The sequence below is a fragment of the Micromonospora sp. HNM0581 genome (assembly GCF_012726175.1).
Lineage (GTDB): Bacteria > Actinomycetota > Actinomycetes > Mycobacteriales > Micromonosporaceae > Micromonospora.
Genome location: NZ_JAASAD010000012.1, coordinates 1 through 22,610 on the forward strand (window position 1 = coordinate 1; position 22,610 = coordinate 22,610).

The window sequence follows — 22,610 nt, forward strand, 5'->3', positions numbered from 1 at the left end:
TCGAAGAGGTCCAGCTGCTGCGACGCTATGCCCAACGTCATCCCAGCAAACTACCCGAAATAGATTCAAAACGATGGCCGCCACGCCGATGGCAGCCATCGTTTAACACCAGTCACCTAGGCCACCACCAGGCGTAGCCGGCGGCGACGGTCGCCACGACGGCGAGGGCCGCTACGACGACACCTTCGATGCGCTGGGTCCGGATCGGGTCCAACATCTGACGACTCCTCTTCCCGGCCTGCAAATTCGCGGATGTTGTCGGGTCTCGGTGGCGCAGGCAGCAACATCAGTGAAGTTGCGGGTGGGGCGGCGCGGGGGAGCCGGCCGGGCAGTCAGGTGTAGAGGTTGTCGGCGTACTGGGGGCCGTAGTGGCGTTCCAGGTCGGCGAGAGATTCCGCCGGGGCCTCGACCTCCTTGATCAGGCGGGCCCGGCTGGGCAGTGGATCCGCTGGCCAGTTTTCCGGTTGCCACAACTGTGACCGGAGGAACGCCTTCGCGCAGTGGTAGTAGATCTGCTCGATTTCGACCACCACCGCGAGCACCGGCCGGTGCCCCTTGACCACCAGGTCGTCGAACCACGGCGCCTCGCGCAGCAGCCGCGCCCGGCCGTTGATCCGCAGGGTGTCGATGCGCCCGGGGATGAGGAAGATCAGGCCGACGTGCGGATTCGACAGGATGTTGTGGTGGCCGTCGGCGCGCTTGTTGCCGGGGCGCTCCGGGATGGCGATGGTCTGCTCGTCGATCACGTGGACGAAGCCCGGCGGGTCACCCTTGGGGGAGACGTCGCAGGTGCCGTCCGCTGCGGCGGTGGCCACCAGGCAGAACGGTGTGGCTGCGAGCCACTGCCGGTCACGGTCGTGCAGCCGGGTGCGCTCCTTGGCGACCGCGCGAGGCGTCGGGGTGCCGAGCAACGCGGTCAGTTCGGCCGTGGATGTGATCTCCACCGTCACTGTGTGCCTCCCCGTGGAGTTGACCGTGGTGACGGCACCCGGGCGGGAAACCGCCGCGGTCAGTCTAGTCGCGCGTGGCCGTGAGGTTTGTCCCCCGATGACCGGGGTACGGCCCCACCAGCGCCCTCGAAGAGCAGTGGAGGCCGGGAGATGGAGAGTCGACTCAAGATCCTGGGGCATCCCGTCCATCCGATGCTGGTGATGTTTCCGTTCGCCCTGCTCGTCACCGCCGTGCTGTTCGACATCGTCGACACGGTCGGCGGGCCGGACTTCCTCGGCGAGGTGGCGTACTGGAACCTCACCGTCGGCCTGATCGGTGGCCTGCTGGCTGCGGCGGCCGGGACGTTCGACCTGCTGGCCATCCCTTCTGGTACCCGGGCCAAACGGGTGGCGCTCACCCACGCCGCCGCGAACGTCGCGGTGATCCTGCTCTTCGCCGCCGTCTGGGCGGTGCGGCTCAACGCCGACTCGCGGGGCGCGGGCGGGGCTCTTGTCGCCATCGAGGTGGTGGCGCTGGGCATCCTCGGCGTCGGCGGCTGGCTCGGCGGTGAACTCGTCGACCGGCTCGGCGTCGGTGTCGACCGGGATGCGGGCCTCGACGCGTCGAGTTCCTTGCGGCCGGTGGCCGCCAGCCAACGAATGGGGGATGCGCGATGACCAGATCGGGACGCGGTTGGCGTGGCGGCCAGCAAGGCTGGGACCCGATGGGTGAGTTGCAGTCGCTGCGCGCCGAGTTGAGTCGACTGGTCGGTGGCCGACCGGGTCCACCCGAGGTGGAGCTGGGCGAGACGGGCGACGGTTGGGAGGTGGTCGTCCGGCTGCCCGGCGTCGCGCCCGAGGAGGTCGCGGTGGAGTTGGACGACCGTGAGTTGTGCGTACGGGCGAGGACGGAGGCTGAGGTCAACGCCGACCACGGCATTCCCGGCGGGTTCGAGACCCGGGGCTTCGAGTACCGGGTGCCACTGCCCTTGCGGGTGGACCCCGAGACGATCGACGCGGTGATGGACCATGGTCTGCTGCGGGTACGACTGCCCCGCGCACACCGGCCGGAGCCGCGCATCATCACCGTCGGCCGTACCGGTCCGCGTTCGGGCGGTCCTTCCGCTGGTGTGTCTAGTGGTGTCGACCCGGCGGCGGACCGGGAACTGCACCAGCCGGATGTCGTCACCGGCGATTCCGGCCGGTAGCGTGCCCCGGTGGCTTCGGCTCTGCTGGTGGAGGCCGTGGACCGGGTGCCGGATGTGGCCCGGATCGCCGTGCTGCGTGCCAACGCGCTCGGCGACTTCATCTTCGTACTGCCCGCGCTTGAGGCGTTGCGGGTCGCGTACCCGCAGGCGGAGATCGTGTTGCTCGGTGCGCCTTGGCACGCGCGACTGTGGCGCGACCGGCCGGGGCCGGTGGACCGGGTACTCGTGGTGCCGCCCGCGCCGGGGATCCGGACGGCGACCGGCGGCGAGCCCGAGTCGGGCATGGTCGACTTCCTGGCCGCCGCGCGTGCGGAACGATTCGACGTGGCGCTGCAACTGCACGGCGGCGGCGCCAACTCGAACCCGCTGGTGGCCGCGCTCGGCGCCCGGGTCACCGCCGGTCTGCGGGCCGAGGACGCGCCACCACTCGATCGCTGGCTGCGCTACGTCTACTACCAGCACGAGGTGATCCGCTACCTGGAGGCGGTGGCGCTGGTGGGTGCCCCGGCCACCACGGTCACCCCGGCGCTGGCGGTCACCGCAACCGACCGGGCCGAGGCGTTGACCGTGCTCGGCGAGTCGGAACGTCCCCGGGTGGCGCTGCACCCCGGGGCGACCGACACCCGTCGTCGCTGGCCCGCGGACCGTTTCGGGCAGGTGGCCCGGACGCTGCACGCCGACGGGTACGAGGTCCTCGTCACCGGCACCCCCGTCGAGCAGGACGTGGTCGACCGGGTGGTGACCGCCGCCGGGGTGCCGGTCCGGCCGCAGGTGGGCACGCTCAGCCTGGCCGGCCTGGCCGGCTGCTACGCCGGCTGTGAACTGGTGGTCTCCAACGACACCGGGCCGCTGCACCTGGCCGCCGCCGTCGGTACTCCCACCGTCGGCATCTTCTGGGTCGGCAACCTGATCACCACCGCTCCGGTGCTGCGGGGACGGCACCGGCCGATCACCTCGTGGACGGTGCACTGTCCGGTCTGCGGGGTGGACTGCACCCCCGGTATCTATCCACATCGTCCGGGCGATGGGGACTGCCCGCACCGTGATTCCTTCGTCACCGACGTGCCGGTCGCCGAGGTGACCGAAGCTGCCCGCGAACTGCTGTTCCGCTGAAGGAAAGGCAATTGCCAACGCCTGCGGTGCAGCAAGGTGCTTCCCTGACCGCGAGCTCAGCCGTCCGGGTCGGCGATGACGACCTCCCACGCCTCCACGTCGCGTTCGGTGACGGTGGTCGGTGACTCCAGGTGGTAGGCGCCGCTGGGCAGGATGCCGGCGCCGCCGTGCCGCGCCAGCACGGCGAGTTGCGCGGCGACGTCCTCGCCCTGGTGCCGGGTCGGCACCCGCCGCCAGAAGTCGAAGCCGCCGCAGCCGACGAGCTTGGCCCGGTCGTAGAGCACGCAGCCGCCGACCCAGGACACCTGGTACGCCCGCCAGTCGCCGTCGGCCAGCGCCAGTGATGCCGTGACGTGCAAAAGGTTCGCCGCGGAGTGGATCTGCGCCCGGTCCCACTCGGGCGTGCCGGGTCGGATGCGTTCCGGCACCGGTCGGCCCGTCCACTCCCGATAGTGCCGGTGTGTCTGCGGTCGTACGTCGTCGAGGTAGGACAGGCCGTGCACCCCGTTGCCGACGAAGCCGCAGCCCAGCTCACCGATCGCGGTCACCAGCCGGTGCAGTGTGCCCGGCTCCAGCCAGACGTCGTCGTCGAGGAAGAGCACGTACCGGGCGTCGGAGGTGTCGAGGAGGTAACTGCGGTGTTCGGCGAGCCCACGCCGGGGGAGGCGCCGGGTCAGCAGCACCGGGTGCCCCCGGTGACGTAGCGCCCGGACCATGGTGGCTGCCGCCGGATGGGCGAATCCGGGGTCACCGTCGGACTGGTCGCTCACCACCACGCCGAATCCCGGCACCCCTTCCTGGGTGGTGAGCCCGGCGAGGGTGACCGCGAGTTCGGTGGGACGGTTGCGGGTCGGGACGAGCACGTCGACCAGCCGGTCGGCGCGGAACTGCGCGGGTGTGCCGGCGTCCAGGGGTCGGTTCACGGCGCCTTGCCGCTGAGAGGCGGTGCGTCCGCAGCTGCGGTGCCGCCCGGATCAGCGATGTCTACCGCTGGCATGGGAGCAGCCTCCGCGCTGCTGCCGGTCTGTTGGCCGTACGCGCGGATCCGGTCGATGATCGACGAGGTGGAGCGGTCCGGCACGTAGCCGAGGGTGCGTACCTGGCCGCCCAGCCGCTGCACCAGCGGCGCCTCCGGTACCAACTCTGGCGGGTAGTCGCCGCCCTTGACGTAGGTGTCCGGTCGGACGGTTTCGATGAGGGCGGTCGGCGAATCCTGCTCGAACACCACCACGTGGTCGACGCAGGTCAGCGCGGCGAGCAGGGCGGCGCGGTCCTCGATCGGGTTCACCGGGCGGTCGGCGCCCTTCAACCGGCGTACGCTGCTGTCGGAGTTGACTGCCACCACCAGCAGGTCACCGAGGGCCCGGGCCTGTTCCAGGTACCGCACGTGCCCCCGGTGCAGGACGTCGAAGCAGCCGTTGGTGAACACGATCGATCGGCCGGCGCGCCGATGCTCGGCGACGATCGCCGCCAGGCGGCCGGTGTCGACCAGCACCTGCGGGCTGTCGGGGGCCGGTCGGCCCAGCGCAGCCAGTAGGTCCTCGCGGCGGCAGACGCAGGTGCCGGTACCGGCGACGGTGCTGGTCGCGGCGAGTTGGGCGAGTTGGGCGGCGGTGGACAGGGGGGCGTCGGCGGCCAGCGCGAGGGTCATCGCCGCCAGGTACGCGTCTCCGGCACCGACGGCGTGGCTGGCTGGCACGGGCGTGCTGTGGCTGCGGGCAGGCTCGCCGTCGCTTCCGCCGACGACCGCGCCCTCAGTGTCGAGGGTCACCGCGACCACGGCTGCGCCGGTGTGGGCGCGCAGCTCGGCGAGCCGTGACTCGGCCAGGACGGCCCGGTCCACGCCGGCTCCGGCTTCGGCGTTCACGGTCACCCCGGTGCCGGTCACGCTGAGTCCGTCGCGGGTCATCGCCACCCGGCTCTCCCCCGGGGTCGGTTCGCCGTCGGGGCCGGCGGTACGCCGCCACGCGGCTGCACCGGGGGCGGTGCCGACGGTCAGCTCGGAAGGTCCGTCTGCCGGGTCCACCTCGGGATGTTCCAGGTGCAGTTCGTGGCTGCCCGGGTCGGCGGCTGCTGTCCGGTTGGAGGGTGACCCGACGGTGTCCGCGCGGGCGAGCAGGCGGGTGGCCTCCGCGAAGCTCGGGGTCACCACCGTCGGGGCGAGGCCACGCCAGTCGGCGAGGTCGTGGGCGTCGAGGGCGACCGTGGCGTAGCGGTCCCGGTGTTCGACCAGCCAGGCGCGTACCGGTGCGGGCAGGGCACCCAGTCCGTAGTCGCAGACCACGAGTGCCGGAGGTTCGCCTCCGCTGGCGGCCCGCAGTTCCTCGCTCGCACAGTCCAGGGCGGTGAGCAGGCAGTCCACCCCCAGGTCGCTGAGCGGGTCGTCCGGGTCGCCGGAGTCTTCCCGGAGCAGGATCTGGTCGCCGGCGAGCATCCGCCGCTTGACGGGGGTCGGCCGTCCGGGCTGGCTGACCGTGCGGTCCCAGACTCCGGCCCGGTCGAGGCAGTCGTGCAGCTCGTCTCCGGCCGCGTCGGCTCCGACGGGTGCCACGAGCACCGAGCGCCCGCCCAGCGTGGCGACGTTGACTGCGGTGTTCGCGGCGCCGCCCGCCGCCGAGATGCGGCGGCGCAGGGTGAGGACCGGGGCGGGGGCTTCCCGGCACAGCCGGTCGGAGTCGGCGAACCGCCATTCGTCGAGCATGGCGTCACCGATCACCAGGACGGGACGCCCGAGCCAGCTCTGTACGACGTCGGCGAGCCGGAGCTGTTCCGCTGCTGCTCGTGCCATGCCGGCGGTTCCCCTCCGGCTGGCGGGGTCAAACCTGCGTCACTTCAGGATCAGGCGGTTGGTCTGCTCGAAGACGTCGAGGTCGGCAAGGGTTTCGACGACGCTCCCGGAGAGCGGTTGGGGCATCGCGTGGTGGTGGAAGAACCCCGCGTCGATTGTCTCGTCGGTGACTCGGGTCAGTCGGCCGTCCCATTCCTCGACCCGGAACGCGGCGGTGAAGATCTGGTAGGTGTGGCCGTACATGTTCGTGTGGGTGCGGTCCGGCCCGGTGTAGAGGGCGAAGGCGTTGACGCGTAGCGCCCGTAGCCCGGTCTCCTCGCGTACCTCCCGTACGGCGCAGTCTGCGATCGACTCGCCGAGTTCCATCGCGCCGGCGGGCAGCGCCCACTGCCCGTTGTCGGAGCGGCGGATCAGCAGGATGCGGGCGGAGTTGTCGCGTACCACGGCCCGCGCTCCGACGAACATCAGTGTCCGGTCGCCGGCCAGGGCGCGCAGCTGCCCGACGTACGAATCAGCCCAGGAGATGCTCACCTGGACAATTTACCTTCCGTGGGCTGGAGGAAGCGCTGATGGCTCACCCGGCGGTGCTGGATGTCGGTGTCGGCCGGCTACGACTGGGAGGTGGGGCGTTCCCGGTACGCGATGGTGACATGGATGTGCGGGAACTGGTCACGCCGTGACGTTTTCCGGCGCATCATTCCCGTGGGGAGTAGTGGCCTGCACAGACTTCTCTCCGGTGGGCGGCCCCGGCGTTCGCACCGCGCCGGGACCGCCCGTTCATCGCGGGGTGACCCGCAAAGCCAGTATTGCGAAACTTGTTCGCCTCTGTCCTGTGGTCGGCGAAAACTGTTCGAGCAGCGGAGGATCAACCGGTCCGCTCGTACACCATCGCCTGGCCGCCACCGACCGGGCGGGTCCGTCCGCTTACCGATGGCCCAGCCGGTCGACGACGTCCGCGGTCAACTCGTCGATCGAGTCCAGCACCGTCACAGCCAGCTGCCGGGCGTCCGGATCCAACGGGTACGCCCCGTGCGGCACCGCCACCACCGCCATCCCGGCGGAGGCCGCGGAGCGTACCCCGTTGGAGGAATCCTCCACTGCGGCGCAGCATTTCGGATCGAGACCGAGCCGCCGGGCCACGGACAGGTAGACGTCAGGTGCCGGCTTGCCGCGCTCGGTCTCCTCGGTCGACAGAGTGCTGCCGAACGCGTCGGTCAGGTCGGTGGCGGCCAGCGCCGCCGCGATCAGCCGGCTCGGCGAGGAACTGGCCAGCCCCAGCGGCCACCGCCCGGCCAGCCCGCGGACCACGTTTACGGCACCATCGATCACCGGCACCCGGACGGTGTACCGGCGGGCCATCTCCTCGACCACCTCGGCGGCGACCTGGTCCGCGGTGCGCCGAACCCCGAGTTCGTCACTGAGGTACCGGGCCCACTCGCCGGTGCTCATCCCCATCAGACGCCGCTGGGTGTCCTCCTGCCAGGTGCCACCGTGCTCGGCGACGTACGCCCGCCGGACCTCCTCCCACACCGGCTCGGAGTCGACGATCACCCCGTCAAGATCGAAAATAATTCCATCCACCGTCACACCCCCCATCCTCCCCCACCCGCCACCGCGTCGATCAAGAAGTCCGGGCGGAAATCCCGGTGGAGCGCGGCCCGAGGCCCTCGGTCAACCCGCCAGGGGCGGGAGACCGATGGGGCTGTCCGACGGAATGACCGTGTGGGCGGCGCGGGCGATGGGATCGAGCAGTTCCCGTAGGCGATGTACCCGCTGCGGACCGAGAGCCAGCCAGGGCCGGGCGGCGGCCACGTCGGTGGCGTCCTCGATCGCCTGGAAGGCCGAGCGCCCGTGCTCGGTCGGCTTCCCGTCGGCGTCCAGCCAGCCACGGGCGGTGAGCCGGTCACGTGCCTGCGACCACTCCTGCTCAGACCAGCCCCGGCCGAGCAGATTGGCCGGCGGCATGTCGATCGCGACCCGCCAGGCGAGCGTCTCCACCGGGTCGAGATCGGCGGCGACGAGCGCCGCCACGTGCCCGTCGCCGCGATGCTCCCGCAGCGTGGTCGCGGCCTGCCAGAGCCGAGCCAACGGGTACTCACCACGGGACAACTCCGCATTCGCCGCGCCGAGGACCCGGCCGGCGGTCACGAGCCCGTCGGTGGCTGCCTCAAGCAGGTCGGCGGCCTCCACGAGATGCCGTTCGGGCAACTCGTACGTCAGCTCGGCGAGCGCCTGCACCGCCCCGGTCAACCGCGCCCGCAGCGCCTGGTCCGGGGTGGCCAGCTGCCATACGGCCGGCAGGGCCCGGCTCACCATGTGCGGCGCGAAGTTGTAGAAGGCGGCGATCACCGGTGCGGGACCGGTCGGCCCGAGGGGGGCGGCACGACCGGCGAAGTAACCCCGCCAGTAGCCGCGCAGCCCGGCCGCTCCGTAGGCGGCGCGGGCCCGCGGATGGAAGTAGGTGACGGCGTGCACGGGCTCGTAGTGCGTCCACATCAACCGGGCGATCCGCCCGTCGGCGTCCAGTGCCGTCACGTTGGCCTCCGCGTTCGCTCCGACGATCGTCCCGGGCAGGTGCTCGGGACGCTGCCGAACCTACTGCCGTTCGGTTACCGGCCGGAAGCCTTCTGTGGTCGACGGCATCGATGTTGCGTGCCGTCAGGTGACCCGCCCCGAGGATCACTCGGCAGCGAGCACGTCCACCACGAAGCGCAGCGGGCCGCCCGGACGGCCACCCTCGCCGTCGCCGTACGCGTCCTCGGCAGGAATGTCGAGCTGTACCCGGCTGCCCACGGTCACCCCGACCAGGCCCTTGTCCCAACCCGGGATGACCTGCCCCACGCCGATCGAGAAGGTCGCCGGCTGTCCACGCTCCCAGGAGGAGTCGAACTCATCGCCGTTGTCGTAGAACACGCCGACGTAGTTGGTGGTGATGGACTGGCCGGCTTCGACCTTCGGCCCGGAGCCCTCGATCAGCGGGGTGACGGTCAGTTTGGTCAGCTCACCCTCTCCGGCGGTGACCGTCGGCTTGCTACCGAGGGCCGGGTCGGCACCCTCCGGCAACTGCGGCGCGGGCGGCGCACCCGGCTCGTTGTTGGCGTCCGCCGGGGCGGACGGAGTGCCGGCGGCCTGCTCAGGGGTGTCGTCCCCACCGCGCTGACCCACGATCACGAACACGGTGATCAGCACCGCCACGACGGCGATACCGGCGAACGCGCCGGCCCAGGCCTGCCGGCGGCGCTTCGCTTCAGCCGCCTTCTGCGCCGCCAACTGTTCGGCCAGCCGCCGCCGCGCCTTGGTCTCCTGCTCGCTCACGTCCTCGACTCCCTGCTGAGAGGTGTGGGGTGGATCCGGCCACGGGCAGCCGTCGCCGACACACGGTACCTGGTACCGGAGGCACTTCCGACCATCGATGGCCCGCGCCGACAGGCACGGTTACGCGAGCGATCGTCCGGACCGCGCCAAACCAGCCGAAAAGGGTGTCCGAACATCCGGCTGGCGTGGTCAGGCGGACTTGCGCGGAGTGGACTTCTTGGTCGCCTTCTTCTCGGCGGTCTTCTTGGCCGGCTGGGCCTTCTTGGCCGTGGCCTTCTGCTCGGCGGTCTTCTTCGCGGGTGCCTTCTTCGCCGGAGCCTTCGTGGCCTTCTTCTGCGCCGAACGGGCCGACGAGATCGGGGTCGGCTCGGCACCGGTACCGGCCGAAGCCTCGCCGCGAGCCGCCCGGGCCCGCTCCACGGACGCCTTCAACGCGGCCATAAGATCGACTGCGGCGGCGGGAGCCTCCTCCACCTCCTCCGGCTGGACCACCTCGCGACCCTCCACCTTCGCGTCGATGACTTCCTGCAACGCGGCCCGGTAGTCGTCGGTGAACTCGTCCGGATGGAAATCCCCGGCCATCGAGTCGACGAGCGAGGTGGCCATCGCCAGCTCCGGCGGCCGGATCTTCAGCTCCTCGTCGAGGAAACCGAAATCCGGCTTACGGATCTCGTCGGGCCAGAGCATCGTGTTCAGCAGCAGCACCCCCTCACGGACCCGCAGGGTCGCCAGCTGCTCCCGCTGCCGCAACGCCACCTTGACGATCGCCACCCGCTCCGAGTCGGTGAGCGCATCCCGCAGCAGCAGGTACGGCTTGGTCGCGGTGCCCTCCGGTTCCAGGAAGTACGCCTTGTTGTAGAGGATCGGGTCGACCTGCTCGGCCGGCACGAACTCCAGCACGTCGATCGCGTGGGAGGTACTGAGCGGCAGGTCGGCGAAGTCGGAGTCGGTGAGAATGACCATCTCCCCACCGCCGATGTCGTAGCCCTTGGCGATGTCGTCGTAGCTGACCTCCTCACCGCAGACCTGGCAGGTGCGCTTGTAGCGGATCCGTCCGCCGTCGGCCCGGTGTACCTGGTGGAACCGGATGTCCTTCTCCTCCGTGGCGGAATACAGCTTCACCGCGATGGAGACCAGGCCGAACGACACGGCTCCCTTCCAGATGGCCCGCATGCTGCGCTCCTTTCCCCGGTATCGACCATGCTCGCATCACAGCGAACCCGACGCGAGGTGTTCGGCCTGCTACTACAGTCGGCGTGTGCCCGGCGCGCCGCTCAAGCCGATGCTCGCGACGACCGGGCAGCTCCCAACCGGTCCCGATTGGGTGTACGAGTTCAAGTGGGACGGGATACGCGCGCTCGCCGACGTCGCCGCCGGGCGGCCACGCCTGTACGCCCGATCCGGCGTGGAGATCACGACCGCCTATCCCGAGTTGATTCCGCTCGGCGAGCAGGTCGACGACGCCCTGCTCGACGGCGAGGTGATCCTCTTCGATCAGGCCGGAAGGCCCTCGTTCACCGCCCTGGCCGAGCGGATGCACGTGCGGAACGCCGCGAAGGCCGCCCGGCTGGCGGCGACCGTCCCGGTCACATACATGATCTTCGATGTGTTGCGGCTGGCCGGCCAGGACCTCACCGGCTGGCCGTACGCCCGGAGGCGGGAAACCCTCGACGGCCTGGCGCTCGGCGCGGCGCGGTGGGCGGTGCCGCCGGTCTTCTCCGACGGCGCCGCCACCTACGACGCGGCCGGCGAGCACGGCCTCGAAGGAGTTGTGGCCAAGCGGGCCGACTCGGCCTATCGGCCAGGTGTCCGCTCACCGGACTGGGTGAAAATCAAGCTGGAGGTGACCGGCGACTTCGTGGTCGGCGGCTGGCGGCCCGGCGCACGTAAGATCGGCGGCCTGCTGGTCGGCGCCCCCGGCACCGACGGGCGACTCGTCTACCGGGGCCGGGTCGGTGGTGGCATCGGCGCAGCCCTCGAACGGGAACTGCTGCGTGAGTTGGAGCCACTGCGCACCACCGCCCCGCCGTTCAGCGGCGATGTCTCCCGTGAGGACGCCCGGGGAGCGATCTGGGTGACTCCCCGGCTCGTGGTGGAGGTCAAGTACGGCCAGCGCACCCCGGACGGGCGTCTTCGGTTCCCCCGGATCCTGCGGCTCCGCCCGGACAAAGCGGCCGAGGAGGTCGACGATGCCAGCTGAGCGGTTCCCGGTCGAGGTCCAAGGCCGCACCCTGGAGCTGTCGAACCTCGACAAAGTCCTCTACCCGACGGTCGGCTTCACCAAAGGCGAGGTGATCGACTACTACACCCGGATCGCCCCGGTACTGCTGCCGCACCTGACCGACCGGGCGCTGACCCGCATCCGCTACCCGAACGGGGTGACGGGCGGCTCGTTCTACGAGAAGAACGCCCCGGCCGCCACCCCGTCCTGGGTACACGTCGAGACGCTGCCCGTGCCGGGCTCCACGAAGGGCCGGGAGACCATCGACTACGTCGTCGCCGACGACCTGCCCACTCTGGTCTGGCTGGCCAACCTCGCCGCCCTGGAACTGCACACCCCGCAGTGGAAGGTCGGCGCGCACCCCGACCTGATGGTGATCGACCTGGACCCGGGTGAGCCGGCGGCACTGCAACAGTGCTGCCAGGTGGCGCTGCTGATGCGGGATCGACTGGCCGCCGACGGCATCGACTCCTATCCGAAAACGTCCGGCAAGAAGGGCATGCAGCTCTGCTGCCCGATCGCCGGCACCCAGCCCGCCGACGACGTGTCGTCCTACGCCCGTCGCATCGCCCGGGAACTCGAACACGGACAGCCGAAGCTGGTGGTGTCGAAGATGGCGAAGAACCTGCGACCGGGCAAGGTCTTCATCGACTGGAGCCAGAACAACGCGGCGAAGACCACGGTGGCGCCGTACTCGCTGCGAGCCCAACCCGTCCCGTCGGTGTCGACGCCGCTGACCTGGGACGAGGTCTCCGCCGGCGCGGCGGGCCGACGCCCGGCCACCACGCCGTACACCGCTGGCGAGGTGCTGGACCGGATCGAGCAGCACGGGGATCTGCTCGCCCCGCTGCTCGACGAAGGGCCCGAACTGCCGCGCTGACCGGTGAGACCCGGGCAACCCGCAGGGAGTCGTCCGGCGTACCGCCGTGACCGTAGGCGCTGGCCCGTTCGGCCATCGCGGAGGGTCAGCCTCGACAGGCCGTGCGGCATGGGCTAGGACGTACCTATGCGCGCAGCCCTTCCTGTACCGTCCGCCGCCGGTCTCGCCGACCGGGACCGGCAGCTGCTCACTTACCTCGACCACCGCAGTGGCGCCCGTCACGATCTGACCGCCGCCGAGCTGGGTGACCTGGCGGCGCGGTCCGCTGCACTGTTGTGTGACGGCTGTGGACTGACCCCGGGCAGCCGGGTGGCGGTGCTGTTGCCGCCGCACTGGCGTACCGCCGCGGTGCTGTTGGGGGCCTGGGCGGTGGGGCTCGAGGTGTCGTTCCGGCCGCGCGCCACCGCCGGGCTACCGGTGCTGGAGCCGGGCAGCGACCGGCCGTACGACGCGGTCCTGGTCACCCCGGAGCGTCTGGACGACTGGCTGGAGGACGTACCGGACGGGCTGCACCGCTACCTCGTCGGCACCGGACCGCAGCCGCTGGCCGACGTACCGGCCGGCTGGCTCGACTGGTCCGTGGAGGTGCTGCGGCACGGCGTAGCCCCGACCGATCGGCCCGTGCTGCACGCGAACGACGCGGCCAGCCCGGATGGTACCAGCTACGCCCAGTGGGGTTCGATCGCCACGGCGGTGGCCGAGCAACTCGACCTCCGGGCCGGTGACCGGCTGCTGGTCGACGTCGCCGAGCACGACCAGCCGCTGAAATGGCTGCTCGCCCCGCTCGCGGCCGGAGCATCCGTGCTGCTCTGCGCCAACCTCGACCCGGCGGACCGGGACGCGGTCATCGCCACCGAACAGGTGACCCGCGTGCTCTGAGGACACCACGGTCGACCAACGCAGCGACATCCCTGTCGTTGCCTGTCCGCCTCGCGCCGAGACGACAACAACAGGGATACAGCGTGGATCTTGCCACCGACGTGGTCAGTCGAACGAGGGGAGCGTCGGGCCGAGGACGTCGTCGGCGTCGACGATGGTGTACGCGTACCCCTGCTCGGCGAGGAAGCGCTGCCGGTGGGCGGCGTACTCGGTGTCGATGGTGTCCCGGGACACCACGGTGTAGAAGTGCGCCTGCCGGCCGTCGGCCTTCGGGCGCAGAACCCGGCCCAACCGTTGCGCCTCCTCCTGCCGGGAGCCGAACGTGCCGGACACCTGGATCGCGACCGCCGCCTCCGGCAGATCGATGGAGAAATTGCCCACCTTGGAGATCACCAGGGTGCGGATCTCGCCGGTACGGAACGCGTCGAATAGACGTTCGCGTTCCTTGTTGGTCGTCGAGCCCTGCACGATCGGGACGTCGAGATATTCGCCGAGCTGGTGCAACTGGTCGATGTACGCGCCGATCACGAGCGTCTGCTCACCCGGATGCCGGTCGAGTAGGGCACGTACCACCGGCAGCTTGGTGCGGGCGGTGGCGGCCATCCGGTAGTGCTCCTCCGCCTCCGCCGTCGCGTACGCCATCCGTTCGGTGTCGGTCAGGGTGACCCGGACCTCGACACACTCGGCGGGGGCGATCCAGCCCTGCGACTCGATGTCCTTCCAGGGCGCGTCGTACCGTTTCGGGCCGATCAGGCTGAACACGTCGCCCTCGCGGCCGTCCTCGCGTACCAGAGTGGCGGTCAGGCCCAGCCGGCGGCGGGCCTGGAGATCCGCGGTGAAGCGGAAGATCGGCGCGGGCAGCAGGTGCACCTCGTCGTAGACGACCAGGCCCCAGTCGCGGGCACCGAACAGGTCCAGGTGCGTGAAGGCACCACCGCGCCGCGAAGTGAGCACCTGGTACGTGGCGATGGTGACCGGGCGGATCTCCTTGCGCTCGCCGGAGTACTCGCCGATCTCCTCCTCGGTGAGCGAGGTGCGGGCGATCAGTTCCCGCTTCCACTGCCGCCCGGCCACCGTGTTGGTGACCAGGATCAGCGTGGTGGCCTTCGCCTCGGCCATCGCCGCCGCCCCCACCAGGGTCTTGCCGGCCCCGCAGGGCAGCACCACCACACCCGACCCGCCGGCCCAGAACGCCTCGACCGCCTCCCGCTGGTACGACCGCAGCGTCCACGGCCTACCACCGTCCGTGCCGGCCTCGGCCAGCTCGATCGGGTGCGCCTCGCCGTCGACGTAACCGGCCAGGTCCTCAGCCGGCCAGCCGAGCTTGAGCAGCGCCTGCTTGAGCCGTCCCCGCTCGGAGGGGTGCACCGCGATGGTGTCGTCGTCGATGCGGTTGCCGAGCATCCCGGCGAGCTTCTTGCTCTTGGCCACCTCGACCAGCACCAGCCGGTCCAGCGCACGCAGGACGAGACCGTGCGCCGGGTCGTTGGCGAGTTGGAGCCGCCCGTACCGGTCCATCGTCTCGGCCACGTCGACGAGCAACGCGTGCGGCACCGGGTAACGGGAGTACTTGATGAGCGCGTCCACCACGCCCTCGGCGTCGTGGCCGGCGGCACGGGCGTTCCACAGCCCCAGCGGCGTGAGCCGATACGTGTGCACGTGCTCGGGTGAGCGCTCCAACTCGGCGAACGGGGCGATCGCCATCCGGCAGGCCTGCGCGTCAGGATGGTCGATCTCCAACAGGAGCGTCTTGTCCGACTGCACGATCAGCGGTCCACCACTCACGCCGAATCCTCTCGTCCGTACGGTTGGTCCGGTCACCGGATCGGCAACCGATCCGCTGCTGGGCGACCATCCAGTGTTGCATGCGAGAGCGGTCGGCGAGAAAGTGCTCATCCACGCAACCCGGTCGGTACTCCGCAGCGTCTAGCAGTAGGACGAGTTGTCGAGGCCGGCGACCGGGAGGTCGCGGAGCGGGCCACCGTACGGCCTCGCGGTCGTCATGCCGGTCGGTTCCGGTGCGTAGCGCGTTCGATCCACGGCCGGACGGGCCAGGAGAGCGGGGGCCGTTCCCGTCGCCGTGGAAGCCGACGGGGGCGAGCGGCGCGCCCGGGCCGCACCGGCGCCCCGTCCACACCGTCCGCCAACCCTGCATCGGGTACGAATCGAGGCGGATCGGTAGGCGATGGTGCTGGCCGACAGCCGTCAAGGGTGACACCCTTGACGTACGGGCGGACCGTACGGGGGAGGGCAGATGACCGTCGACCAGGAAGCTGTCCCCGAGCGCAGGCAGGCAGAACACTCCGAACCCGTCTCCACCGCCACAGTGGTCGCGTACGCGATCGTCGGCGTCGTCCTGTTCGGCTGGTTCCTGTTCGGCTGGCTGGTGCTCCATCAGGGTTTCATCGACTCGGTCGGTGAAGCCGCCGGGACGGGGTTCGCCCTGCTGCTGATCGTGGCGATCGTCGGGTCGGTACGGCGTAGCCGCCGCTGAGGCTCAGCCTTCCAGCACCGCCGCGGTGATCCGGTGCAGCGCGAACGTGTGCAACATCTCGGTACGCTCGTCCTCGGCCCGCAGGTAGCCCGCACCGAGCGAAACGGGCCGCACCAGCCGGGACGCGGTCGCCCCGTGCGCGTCGACGTAGCCGACCCAGACCAGCGCCTTGTCACGTACCGCCTGCTGGAGCACGGCGAGGGCGTCATGGTGACCGTGCGCGGGAACCGGCCCGTCCGGTGCCCCACCCCGCATGATCGCCGGGGCCCGGCGGGCTGCCCGCGCCACCGCGTCACCACGTCGGATCTGCTCCACCACGCCGAGTAGGCGCGGCAGCGGCAGTCGCGGAGTGGCGAGCGGGTCGAGAGCCCGGGTCGCCACCGCCCCCCGGGCCGGCGCACGTCGGGCCTTCGGTCGGGAAAGCACCGTCGATCCGGTTGCATCCTCGGCCACCGGGGCGTAGCCGGCCTCCCGCAGCACGCTCAGCAGCCGGCCGCCCTGGTACGGAGTCACCAGCACGGTCGGGGCGAGTCGGCGCAGCGCCAGCACCTCCACCCGCCGGTCAGCCAGCACCTCGGCCAACAGCGCCTCGTCGTCGCTGCGCAGGTACGCCCCGGCGGAGCCGATGCGCAGCCCGCCATGCTTGCGAGCCACATCGTCGACCAGGTACGTCAGGCCCTGCGGCACCGGGGTGCGGGACCGCCGACGGAACAGGTCGTGCAGGTCGTCTGCGGAGTAGCCGGCGTCCAATGCCCGCCGCACACTGCCCGTGGTGACCCGGTGCACGCTGGCTCCGCCGGCCGACTCCGGCTCGGTGACGACGTCCAGTTCGGCGGCGAGCGCCGGCTCCGGTGGCCCCGGTACCACCACGGTCAGGTCGGCTTGGAGGAGGAAGTGGTCCACCGGGGCGGGTAGCAGGGTGTCCAGGGCCCGGACCGCGCTGCCGCCGTCCTCGGTGTCGGTCAGCAAACCCAGCGGGTCGTCCGACGGGTCGTCCTCGCTCGCCGTCGCCTCGGCCAGAAGCAGCCGGCCGTACGAGGTGAGCGCCCCCAGCCCGGTCACGCCCAGCGTGGCCGCCTCGGTCAGCACCTCCCGATGCGCGGTCTCCCGTCCACGGCTGCGCCGGGGTGCCCGCCAGTCCAGCAGTGCCAGCACCTCCTCCACATCGGGTGCGCTGGCCGGTTCAAGATCAGCCAGTACGCCGAGTACCGACCGCCGGGCTGCCGGGGCACCGGCCCGTTCCGCCTCCGCCGACAGCACCGTGATCGGCCGGTCCCGGTCGTCGCGCTGCCCGACGAGTCCGACCTGCCGGGTCATGGCCAGCCAGGCCCGAGCCAGCTGCTCCCACCGCTGGGCCAACGAACCGGCCCGCCACATCTCGTACCCGGCGGTGGGAAGCACCTGTTGGTCGGCGCCGTACCGGCCGACGCTGCCGGGCAGATCCATCTCGCCGGTCAGCCCGGCGGCGTACGCCACCTCGAGCAGTAGCGCGGCGGCCGGCTCGTCCAGCCCGGTGGCCCGTGCCAGCCGACGCAGGTCACGTACGCCGATGCCGCCGGACCGCAGTACCGGCGCCGGCTCGGCGGCCAGCTGCTCCAGCAGCGCCTCGGTGTGGCGTACCACCTCCATCGTCTGTCCGGCCCCGGCGGAGTCGGCGGCCTTCGGCTCCCGCACCGGGCCGACCACCTCGGGTGGGCTGCTGCTCAGCGGGCCCAGCGGCCCGGTCTCCCGGCGCAGCAGCAAGCCGATCTCCCGGGGCAGCTCGACCATGCCGGCGGTCCCGCCCTTGCCCCCGGAAACCCGCACCAGCAGCCGGTGGTCGACGAGCCAGCGCACCGGGGATCCGGTCGGTGCCCCACCGTTCGTGTCGTCCGGCGGCACCTCGTCTTTCGTGCCGACCGCTGGTGCCTGCAACGCCCCGGGGGGCACGCTGCCGACCGGCGGACCGGCGGCCAACCGGTCCAGGATCGCCCGGGCCGAGGGCGGCGCGGACAGCACCGTCCGTCGCAACTTCGCCGGGTCCGCGCAGAGCGCGGCAGTGTGGGCGTCCAGTTCCGCCGCCGGCCGACCGAGCCCTGCGGGGTACGGGGAGATCTCGTCCATGCCGCCGACGAGATACAGGGCGCTTTCGGCGCCGTACAGCAGGAAGCGGGCCCGCAGCCGGTCGATGGCGGCTCGGACAGCGGTCGGTGCGGGCCGGTTCGGGCCGCTGGTGGCCAACGCGAGAACCCCGTCGACCGAGGTGGTGCCGTCGACCGGGTCACGGGTCAACCGGGCGGCGTCCAGGATCTGCAGGGTGAACTGGTCCAGCCCGTCCAGGGCGCGCGACACCGACACGCGGGACTGTGCCCGGATGGCGAGGGCGGCGACGTCGGCGGGGACGGGTACGACGAGGTCAGGTCGGAGCTGCAGGAGCGCGGCGAGGGACTCGTCGGGCAGCGACCGCAGGTGGTCGGCGAGTGAGGTGCTCATTGTCGTTCCACGCTAGCCCGGGTGGGGCCCCTCCCGCCTATCGGACGTCCTGGCCGGTCCGGCTGACCGGGTAGCTTTCCATGATGCTCCCGTTGACCGTCGGATTCGATCTCGACATGACGCTTGTCGACTCGCGTCCCGGTATCGCCGCGACCTACCGAGCGTTGACCGAGCGGACCGGCGTACCGGTCGACGCCGAGGCTGCCGTGTCCCGGCTCGGACCGCCGCTGCGCACCGAGATCGCCCGCTGGTTTCCGCCGGCAAGGGTCGACGAGGGGGTCCGGGTCTTCCGGGAGCTGTACCCGGCGTACGCGATCACGCCCGCTGTCGCGCTTGCGGGCGCCCCGGCGGCGCTGGCGGCGGTGCGCGCCCGGGGTGGCCGGGTGCTCGTGGTCACCGCGAAGCTCGGCCGGCTTGCCAAGTTGCACCTCGACCATCTCGGGCTACGGGTCGACGAGGTGGCCGGTGACCTGTTCGCTGAGGAGAAGGCGACGGCGTTGCGGGCGTACGGGGCGACCCACTACGTCGGCGATCACGTGGCGGACATGGCTGCCGCCGGTGCCGCGGGGGTGCCCGGAATCGCGGTTTCCACAGGCCCGTGCTCGGTGGACGAGCTGCATGCTGCCGGTGCGGCCACCGTACTGACGGATCTCACCGGATTCCCGGCGGCGCTCGACGGGGTGATCCGGCTAGCCTTGAGTCAGTAGACGGTTCAAGTGAAGCAGAGGTTCTCAGGTGCCTACGGGTCGAGTGAAGTGGTACGACGCGGCCAAGGGATACGGCTTCGTCACCAGCGACGAGGGTGGCGACGTGTTCCTGCCGAAAACCGCGCTACCGACGGGTGTCACCGAACTCAAGGGCGGCCAGCGCATTGATTTCAGCGTGGTGGACAGCCGGCGAGGCGCGCAGGCGATGGGGGTGAAGCTGCTCGACGCTCCGCCGTCCGTGGCAGAGCTGCGCCGACGTCCCGCCGAGGAGTTGCACGGCCTGGTCGAAGACATGATCAAGGTGCTGGAGGCCAAGGTTCAGCCCGACCTGCGTCGGGGCCGCTTCCCGGATCGCAGGACGGCACAGAAGATCGCTCAGTTGGTCCACGCGGTCGCCCGCGAGCTGGAGGTCTGAGGCACGAGCCCGGCGTCGGCGGCTCGGCCGAGCAACGCCTCGACGGCAGCGAAACCGGCCGCACCCAGGTCGGCGGTGAACTCGTTGACGTAGAGGTCGATGTGCCGGTCCACGACGTCGGGCTCCATCTCCTGGGCGTGCGTCAGCACGTACGTCCGGCTGGCCGCCGGGTCGGCCCAAGCCTGTTGGACGGAGTCCCTGATCCAGCCGGCTGCCTCCTGCGGGTCGACTGCGCCCCGGCGGGCCAGGATGGCACCGAGCGGGATCGGTAGCCCGGTGTCGGCCTCCCACCACTGACCCAGGTCGACCAGCGCGGTGAGGCCGTGCCGGGGATAGGTGAACCGGGCCTCGTGGATCACCAGTCCGGCGTCGTACCGACCAGCGGCCACACCGGGCATAATCTCGTGGAACGGCACCACCTCGATCCGCTGCGGGGTTCGTCCGGCAGCCCAGAGCCGAAACAGCAGGTACGCCGTGGTCCGGTCCCCCGGAACGGCGACGGTCGCACCGGTGAGATCGTCGCGGTCCGGCCCGCCGCCGTGGCCGGTCCGAGTCAGCACCAATGGACCGCACCCCCGGCCCAACGCACCCCCGCAGGGCAGCAGATGATAGGCCTGCAGCAGCCACGGCAGTGCCGCGTAACTCACCTTCACCAGGTCGAACACACCGCGCTCGGTGGCCGTGTTCGTGACGTCGACGTCGGCGTACGTCACCGCGACCGGCGGAGCGCCGGCCACCTGCCCATGCACAAGCGCGTGAAAGACGAACGTGTCGTTGGGACAGGGCGAAATTGCCAGGGAAAGCGCCACATCCCCACCGTAGCCCTGCCGCCTCACCCCCACCCTTCGACGCGTGGCCCGGCGCCGACGAGACTTCGTCCACGCCCAGGTGGGTGGCGAGGCGATCGTCACCGAAGGGCGAAGGCTGCGGTGGTGAGAGCGGTCAGGGCCGCACGCATGCGCCATGCGCCGCGGTCCCGGGGACCGATCGGGTTCGAGACGGTACGCAACTCGACGAAGGGCACGCCGGCCTGACTCGCGGCGACCGCCACGCCGTACCCCTCCATGGCCTCGGCCACCGCCCCCGGGTAGCGCCGGAGCAACTCGTCGGTGCTGGCGGCGGTGCCGGTGACGGTGCTGACGGTCAGCACCGGCCCCACGGTCGCAGCCGGCAGCGCCGTGTGGAGGGCCGTCAGCAGCGTCGCATCGGCGTCGACGGCTTGACCAACGCCGAGCAGTTCCGCCGGCATGCCGAGTTCGTCGATCGGAATGAACCCCTCGGGTGACTCCGCACCCAGGTCGGCGGCGACGGCCCGGGTGCCGATCACGGTGCCACCGACGGTGACCCGGTCGGCGAAGCCCCCGGCGACTCCCGCACTCACCACGGCCCGGTAAGGACGGCCGGCCGATTCGGCGAGCGTCAGCAAGCGGGCGGTCGCCGCACCGGCGACCGCCGGGCCCACCCCGACGGGCAGTACCGCCACGGTCGGGTCGGCGAGGCCGACCCGGATCGCCTCTGCCTCTGCCGGTACGGCGGTCACCACGAGAAGACCGGTCACGAGAACGAACCCGGCGAGCTGCGCCGCGTCTCGTCGTCGCCTCCACCTGAGCCGGTGACCGCCGACGACGGGCGGTAGATGTGGAAGCCCGGTGGGGCCAGTCCCGGTTCCTCGGAACCACGTCCGCCTTGGAATGGGGCCGGCGATACGGGTGCGGCCTCGGTTGTGCTCTCCGCCTCGGTGTCCTCCGTCGCGGGCTGCTCCGTCTCGGCCGACTTGTCGGCAGCCAACTCGTCGTCGGTCAGCGGTCGTCCGTGCAGCTTCTCGGCGCGTAGCCGCCCGGCCATCACCAGTCCTCGGGCGGCGGCAAGCGCACCGACGCCGGCGGCTACGGCGATGCCGATCCGGCCGTCGAAGGGTACGAGTCCCAGCCCGCCACCGGTGACGAAGGCGAGCATCAGTACCGTCTCCGAGTGGGCGAAGGAACTGGCTCGCAACCGTTCCGGGATGCGTTCCTGGATCGAGGCGTCCACGGCAAGCTTGGCGATGCCACTCATCACGGCCGTCACCACGCAGAGCAAAGCGACCATCGGCAGCGAGAAACTCAGCACGGTGAGTACGGCCACCCCGGCGACGATCACCATGCCGCTGGACTGAAGGGCGGCCGGACGGTGGATGCGCAGCCGGGTGCCGATCGCGGTGGCGAGGAAGGTGCCCACGGCCAGCGCACCGCCGACCAGGCCGAGCGAGCCCTCGTCCCCCAGCTCACGCCCGAACACGACGCTGGTCAGGTCGCCTGCCTTGATGGTGAAGGCCAGGAAGAGCAGCAGGAAGCCGTACACCGCGCGTAGGGTCGCCGCGCCGACCAGGGTCGAGATCACCAGTCGTCCGGCGGGTCTGCCCCGGCCAAGTGGCCGCTCGTCCGTGTCGCGTCGCAGTGCCCGCAGCGGTCGCGGGATCCGTTCCGGTGGTTCGGAGTCGGCCTTCGGTGGCAGCCGTAGGGCGATCACCATGCCGACGAGGAAGATCACCGAGGCGACCCGTAACGGCCACTGCGGGCCGAACCAGAACGCCGCCAGGCCGATCGGGGCGACGAGCGCACCCGCAACCGTGCCGTAGACGCTGGCCCGGGCACCGATCTGGGACAGGCCGAGCCCTTCCGGCAACAGCCGTGGTACGGCCGCGGAGCGGGCCACCCCGTACGCCCGGGAAAGCGCCAGTACGCCGAAGGCCGCCGGATAGAGCCCGAAGCCGTGGATGTAGTCGGAGATCAGCCAGGCCAGGAACGCGCGGCCCAGCATGGTGGTGGCCAGGGCGTACCGCCGGCCGTGCCGGAAGTGGTCGAGCAGCGGCCCGACCACGGGAGCGAGCATGGCGAAGGGCACCATGGTGACCAGCAGGTACAGCGCGACCTTGCTCCGTGCCTCGCCCAGTGGCACGTTGAAGAAGATGGTGCCGGCGAGCCCGATGGCGATGAGCGTGTCACCGGCGCAGGAGATCGCGTGCAGGTCGAACAGGCGAACCATGCCGTTCTCGCCACCGGCGCCCCGAGCCCTGGCCCGGGCGGCGCTGCGGGTGACCCAGCGACCGCTTGTCAGTGAACCGCGCATCATCAACCGGATGGCGCGGATGCCGGTGCCGACGGTCCGCCCGAGAAGGGACCGCTCAGAGCGGGAGAACAGCGGCATGGC

At 71.1% G+C, this 22,610-nt stretch carries 22 protein-coding genes; 9 read left to right on the plus strand and 13 right to left on the minus strand.

The window, feature by feature from the left end:
• Positions 1-332: 332 nt before the first annotated feature.
• Positions 333-950 carry a pyridoxamine 5'-phosphate oxidase family protein gene (locus HCA58_RS15535; protein ID WP_169598550.1) on the minus strand — a complete coding sequence of 206 codons (618 nt, stop codon included), beginning with the start codon at positions 948-950 and terminating at the stop codon, positions 333-335.
• A 150-nt stretch (positions 951-1,100) separates the two neighbouring features.
• On the opposite strand from HCA58_RS15535, the gene HCA58_RS15540 reads away from it, so the two are divergent.
• The 3 genes from HCA58_RS15540 to HCA58_RS15550 are packed head-to-tail and all read left to right on the plus strand — an operon-like array spanning position 1,101 to position 3,250.
• On the plus strand, positions 1,101-1,607 hold the full coding sequence (locus HCA58_RS15540; RefSeq protein ID WP_169598551.1) for a DUF2231 domain-containing protein: 507 nt from the start codon (positions 1,101-1,103) through the stop codon (positions 1,605-1,607).
• A complete protein-coding gene (locus tag HCA58_RS15545; RefSeq protein WP_169598552.1) occupies positions 1,604-2,137 on the plus strand; it encodes an Hsp20/alpha crystallin family protein in 534 nt (177 codons plus the stop codon). Before HCA58_RS15540 ends, HCA58_RS15545 begins: the two co-directional genes overlap by 4 nt.
• Before the next feature lie 9 nt (positions 2,138-2,146).
• Positions 2,147-3,250 (plus strand): glycosyltransferase family 9 protein, encoded by a 1,104-nt coding sequence (locus HCA58_RS15550; protein ID WP_169598553.1) that lies wholly within the window; start codon positions 2,147-2,149, stop codon positions 3,248-3,250.
• A 56-nt stretch (positions 3,251-3,306) separates the two neighbouring features.
• On the opposite strand, the gene HCA58_RS15555 is transcribed toward HCA58_RS15550, so the two are convergent.
• The 7 genes from HCA58_RS15555 to HCA58_RS15585 all read right to left on the minus strand — a co-directional run bounded on the left by HCA58_RS15555 (position 3,307) and on the right by HCA58_RS15585 (position 10,526).
• Positions 3,307-4,173 (minus strand): glycosyltransferase family A protein, encoded by an 867-nt coding sequence (locus HCA58_RS15555; protein ID WP_169598554.1) that lies wholly within the window; start codon positions 4,171-4,173, stop codon positions 3,307-3,309.
• Positions 4,170-6,038, minus strand: a complete 1,869-nt coding sequence (gene rfaE2 / locus HCA58_RS15560) for a D-glycero-beta-D-manno-heptose 1-phosphate adenylyltransferase (RefSeq protein ID WP_169598555.1) — start codon at positions 6,036-6,038, stop codon at positions 4,170-4,172. Before rfaE2 ends, HCA58_RS15555 begins: the two co-directional genes overlap by 4 nt.
• A gap of 39 nt (positions 6,039-6,077) precedes the next feature.
• Positions 6,078-6,569 (minus strand): NUDIX domain-containing protein, encoded by a 492-nt coding sequence (locus HCA58_RS15565; protein ID WP_169598556.1) that lies wholly within the window; start codon positions 6,567-6,569, stop codon positions 6,078-6,080.
• A 393-nt stretch (positions 6,570-6,962) separates the two neighbouring features.
• On the minus strand, positions 6,963-7,634 hold the full coding sequence (locus HCA58_RS15570; protein WP_169598557.1) for an HAD family phosphatase: 672 nt from the start codon (positions 7,632-7,634) through the stop codon (positions 6,963-6,965).
• Between the two features lie 75 nt (positions 7,635-7,709).
• On the minus strand, positions 7,710-8,534 hold the full coding sequence (locus tag HCA58_RS15575) for a hypothetical protein (protein ID WP_169598663.1): 825 nt from the start codon (positions 8,532-8,534) through the stop codon (positions 7,710-7,712).
• A 183-nt stretch (positions 8,535-8,717) separates the two neighbouring features.
• On the minus strand, positions 8,718-9,353 hold the full coding sequence (locus HCA58_RS15580) for an FKBP-type peptidyl-prolyl cis-trans isomerase (RefSeq protein WP_169598558.1): 636 nt from the start codon (positions 9,351-9,353) through the stop codon (positions 8,718-8,720).
• A gap of 189 nt (positions 9,354-9,542) precedes the next feature.
• Positions 9,543-10,526: a Ku protein gene (locus HCA58_RS15585; RefSeq protein ID WP_169598559.1), complete on the minus strand. Its 984-nt coding sequence runs from the start codon at positions 10,524-10,526 to the stop codon at positions 9,543-9,545.
• Between the two features lie 85 nt (positions 10,527-10,611).
• On the opposite strand from HCA58_RS15585, the gene ligD (HCA58_RS15590) reads away from it, so the two are divergent.
• The 3 genes from ligD (HCA58_RS15590) to HCA58_RS15600 all read left to right on the plus strand — a co-directional run bounded on the left by ligD (HCA58_RS15590) (position 10,612) and on the right by HCA58_RS15600 (position 13,333).
• Positions 10,612-11,553 carry a non-homologous end-joining DNA ligase gene (ligD, locus tag HCA58_RS15590; RefSeq protein WP_169598560.1) on the plus strand — a complete coding sequence of 314 codons (942 nt, stop codon included), beginning with the start codon at positions 10,612-10,614 and terminating at the stop codon, positions 11,551-11,553.
• Positions 11,543-12,454: a non-homologous end-joining DNA ligase gene (gene ligD, locus HCA58_RS15595; protein ID WP_169598561.1), complete on the plus strand. Its 912-nt coding sequence runs from the start codon at positions 11,543-11,545 to the stop codon at positions 12,452-12,454. Before ligD (HCA58_RS15590) ends, ligD (HCA58_RS15595) begins: the two co-directional genes overlap by 11 nt.
• Before the next feature lie 126 nt (positions 12,455-12,580).
• Entirely contained in the window at positions 12,581-13,333 is a 753-nt protein-coding gene (locus HCA58_RS15600; protein ID WP_169598562.1) for a TIGR03089 family protein, read from the plus strand.
• A 105-nt stretch (positions 13,334-13,438) separates the two neighbouring features.
• Here the strand turns inward: HCA58_RS15600 and HCA58_RS15605 are convergent, their stop codons facing one another.
• Positions 13,439-15,118, minus strand: coding sequence for a DNA repair helicase XPB (locus HCA58_RS15605; protein ID WP_169598563.1), 1,680 nt, complete (start codon positions 15,116-15,118; stop codon positions 13,439-13,441).
• Between the two features lie 469 nt (positions 15,119-15,587).
• Between HCA58_RS15605 and HCA58_RS15610 the strand changes: the two genes are divergently transcribed.
• Positions 15,588-15,827, plus strand: coding sequence for a hypothetical protein (locus HCA58_RS15610; RefSeq protein ID WP_169598564.1), 240 nt, complete (start codon positions 15,588-15,590; stop codon positions 15,825-15,827).
• A gap of 3 nt (positions 15,828-15,830) precedes the next feature.
• Here the strand turns inward: HCA58_RS15610 and HCA58_RS15615 are convergent, their stop codons facing one another.
• Entirely contained in the window at positions 15,831-18,299 is a 2,469-nt protein-coding gene (locus HCA58_RS15615) for a helicase-associated domain-containing protein (protein ID WP_169598565.1), read from the minus strand.
• Between the two features lie 83 nt (positions 18,300-18,382).
• On the opposite strand from HCA58_RS15615, the gene HCA58_RS15620 reads away from it, so the two are divergent.
• Positions 18,383-19,006, plus strand: coding sequence for a haloacid dehalogenase-like hydrolase (locus HCA58_RS15620; protein ID WP_169598566.1), 624 nt, complete (start codon positions 18,383-18,385; stop codon positions 19,004-19,006).
• A gap of 28 nt (positions 19,007-19,034) precedes the next feature.
• Positions 19,035-19,421 carry a cold shock domain-containing protein gene (locus HCA58_RS15625; RefSeq protein WP_169598567.1) on the plus strand — a complete coding sequence of 129 codons (387 nt, stop codon included), beginning with the start codon at positions 19,035-19,037 and terminating at the stop codon, positions 19,419-19,421.
• Here HCA58_RS15625 and HCA58_RS15630 read toward each other — a convergent pair.
• The 3 genes from HCA58_RS15630 to HCA58_RS15640 form a co-directional block, all read right to left on the minus strand.
• Positions 19,382-20,230, minus strand: coding sequence for a 1,4-dihydroxy-6-naphthoate synthase (locus tag HCA58_RS15630; protein WP_169598568.1), 849 nt, complete (start codon positions 20,228-20,230; stop codon positions 19,382-19,384). The genes HCA58_RS15625 and HCA58_RS15630 overlap by 40 nt on opposite strands.
• A gap of 98 nt (positions 20,231-20,328) precedes the next feature.
• On the minus strand, positions 20,329-20,979 hold the full coding sequence (locus HCA58_RS15635; protein ID WP_169598569.1) for a futalosine hydrolase: 651 nt from the start codon (positions 20,977-20,979) through the stop codon (positions 20,329-20,331).
• Positions 20,976-22,607: an MFS transporter gene (locus HCA58_RS15640; protein WP_169598570.1), complete on the minus strand. Its 1,632-nt coding sequence runs from the start codon at positions 22,605-22,607 to the stop codon at positions 20,976-20,978. The genes HCA58_RS15635 and HCA58_RS15640 overlap by 4 nt, the downstream gene beginning before the upstream one ends.
• Between the last annotated feature and the right edge of the window lie 3 nt (positions 22,608-22,610).

Excerpts from the sequence above, each read along its gene's own strand:
- HCA58_RS15585 (WP_169598559.1), bottom strand. The coding sequence starts at position 10,526 with ATGCGGGCCATCTGGAAGGGAGCCGTGTCGTTCGGCCTGGTCTCCATC.
- ligD (WP_169598561.1), top strand. The coding sequence starts at position 11,543 with ATGCCAGCTGAGCGGTTCCCGGTCGAGGTCCAAGGCCGCACCCTGGAG.
- HCA58_RS15610 (WP_169598564.1), top strand. The coding sequence starts at position 15,588 with ATGACCGTCGACCAGGAAGCTGTCCCCGAGCGCAGGCAGGCAGAACAC.
- HCA58_RS15620 (WP_169598566.1), top strand. The coding sequence starts at position 18,383 with ATGCTCCCGTTGACCGTCGGATTCGATCTCGACATGACGCTTGTCGAC.
- HCA58_RS15545 (WP_169598552.1), top strand. The coding sequence starts at position 1,604 with ATGACCAGATCGGGACGCGGTTGGCGTGGCGGCCAGCAAGGCTGGGAC.
- HCA58_RS15570 (WP_169598557.1), bottom strand. The coding sequence starts at position 7,634 with ATGGGGGGTGTGACGGTGGATGGAATTATTTTCGATCTTGACGGGGTG.
- HCA58_RS15615 (WP_169598565.1), bottom strand. The coding sequence starts at position 18,299 with ATGAGCACCTCACTCGCCGACCACCTGCGGTCGCTGCCCGACGAGTCC.
- HCA58_RS15600 (WP_169598562.1), top strand. The coding sequence starts at position 12,581 with ATGCGCGCAGCCCTTCCTGTACCGTCCGCCGCCGGTCTCGCCGACCGG.
- HCA58_RS15575 (WP_169598663.1), bottom strand. The coding sequence starts at position 8,534 with ATGTGGACGCACTACGAGCCCGTGCACGCCGTCACCTACTTCCATCCG.
- HCA58_RS15540 (WP_169598551.1), top strand. The coding sequence starts at position 1,101 with ATGGAGAGTCGACTCAAGATCCTGGGGCATCCCGTCCATCCGATGCTG.
- HCA58_RS15640 (WP_169598570.1), bottom strand. The coding sequence starts at position 22,607 with ATGCCGCTGTTCTCCCGCTCTGAGCGGTCCCTTCTCGGGCGGACCGTC.
- rfaE2 (WP_169598555.1), bottom strand. The coding sequence starts at position 6,038 with ATGGCACGAGCAGCAGCGGAACAGCTCCGGCTCGCCGACGTCGTACAG.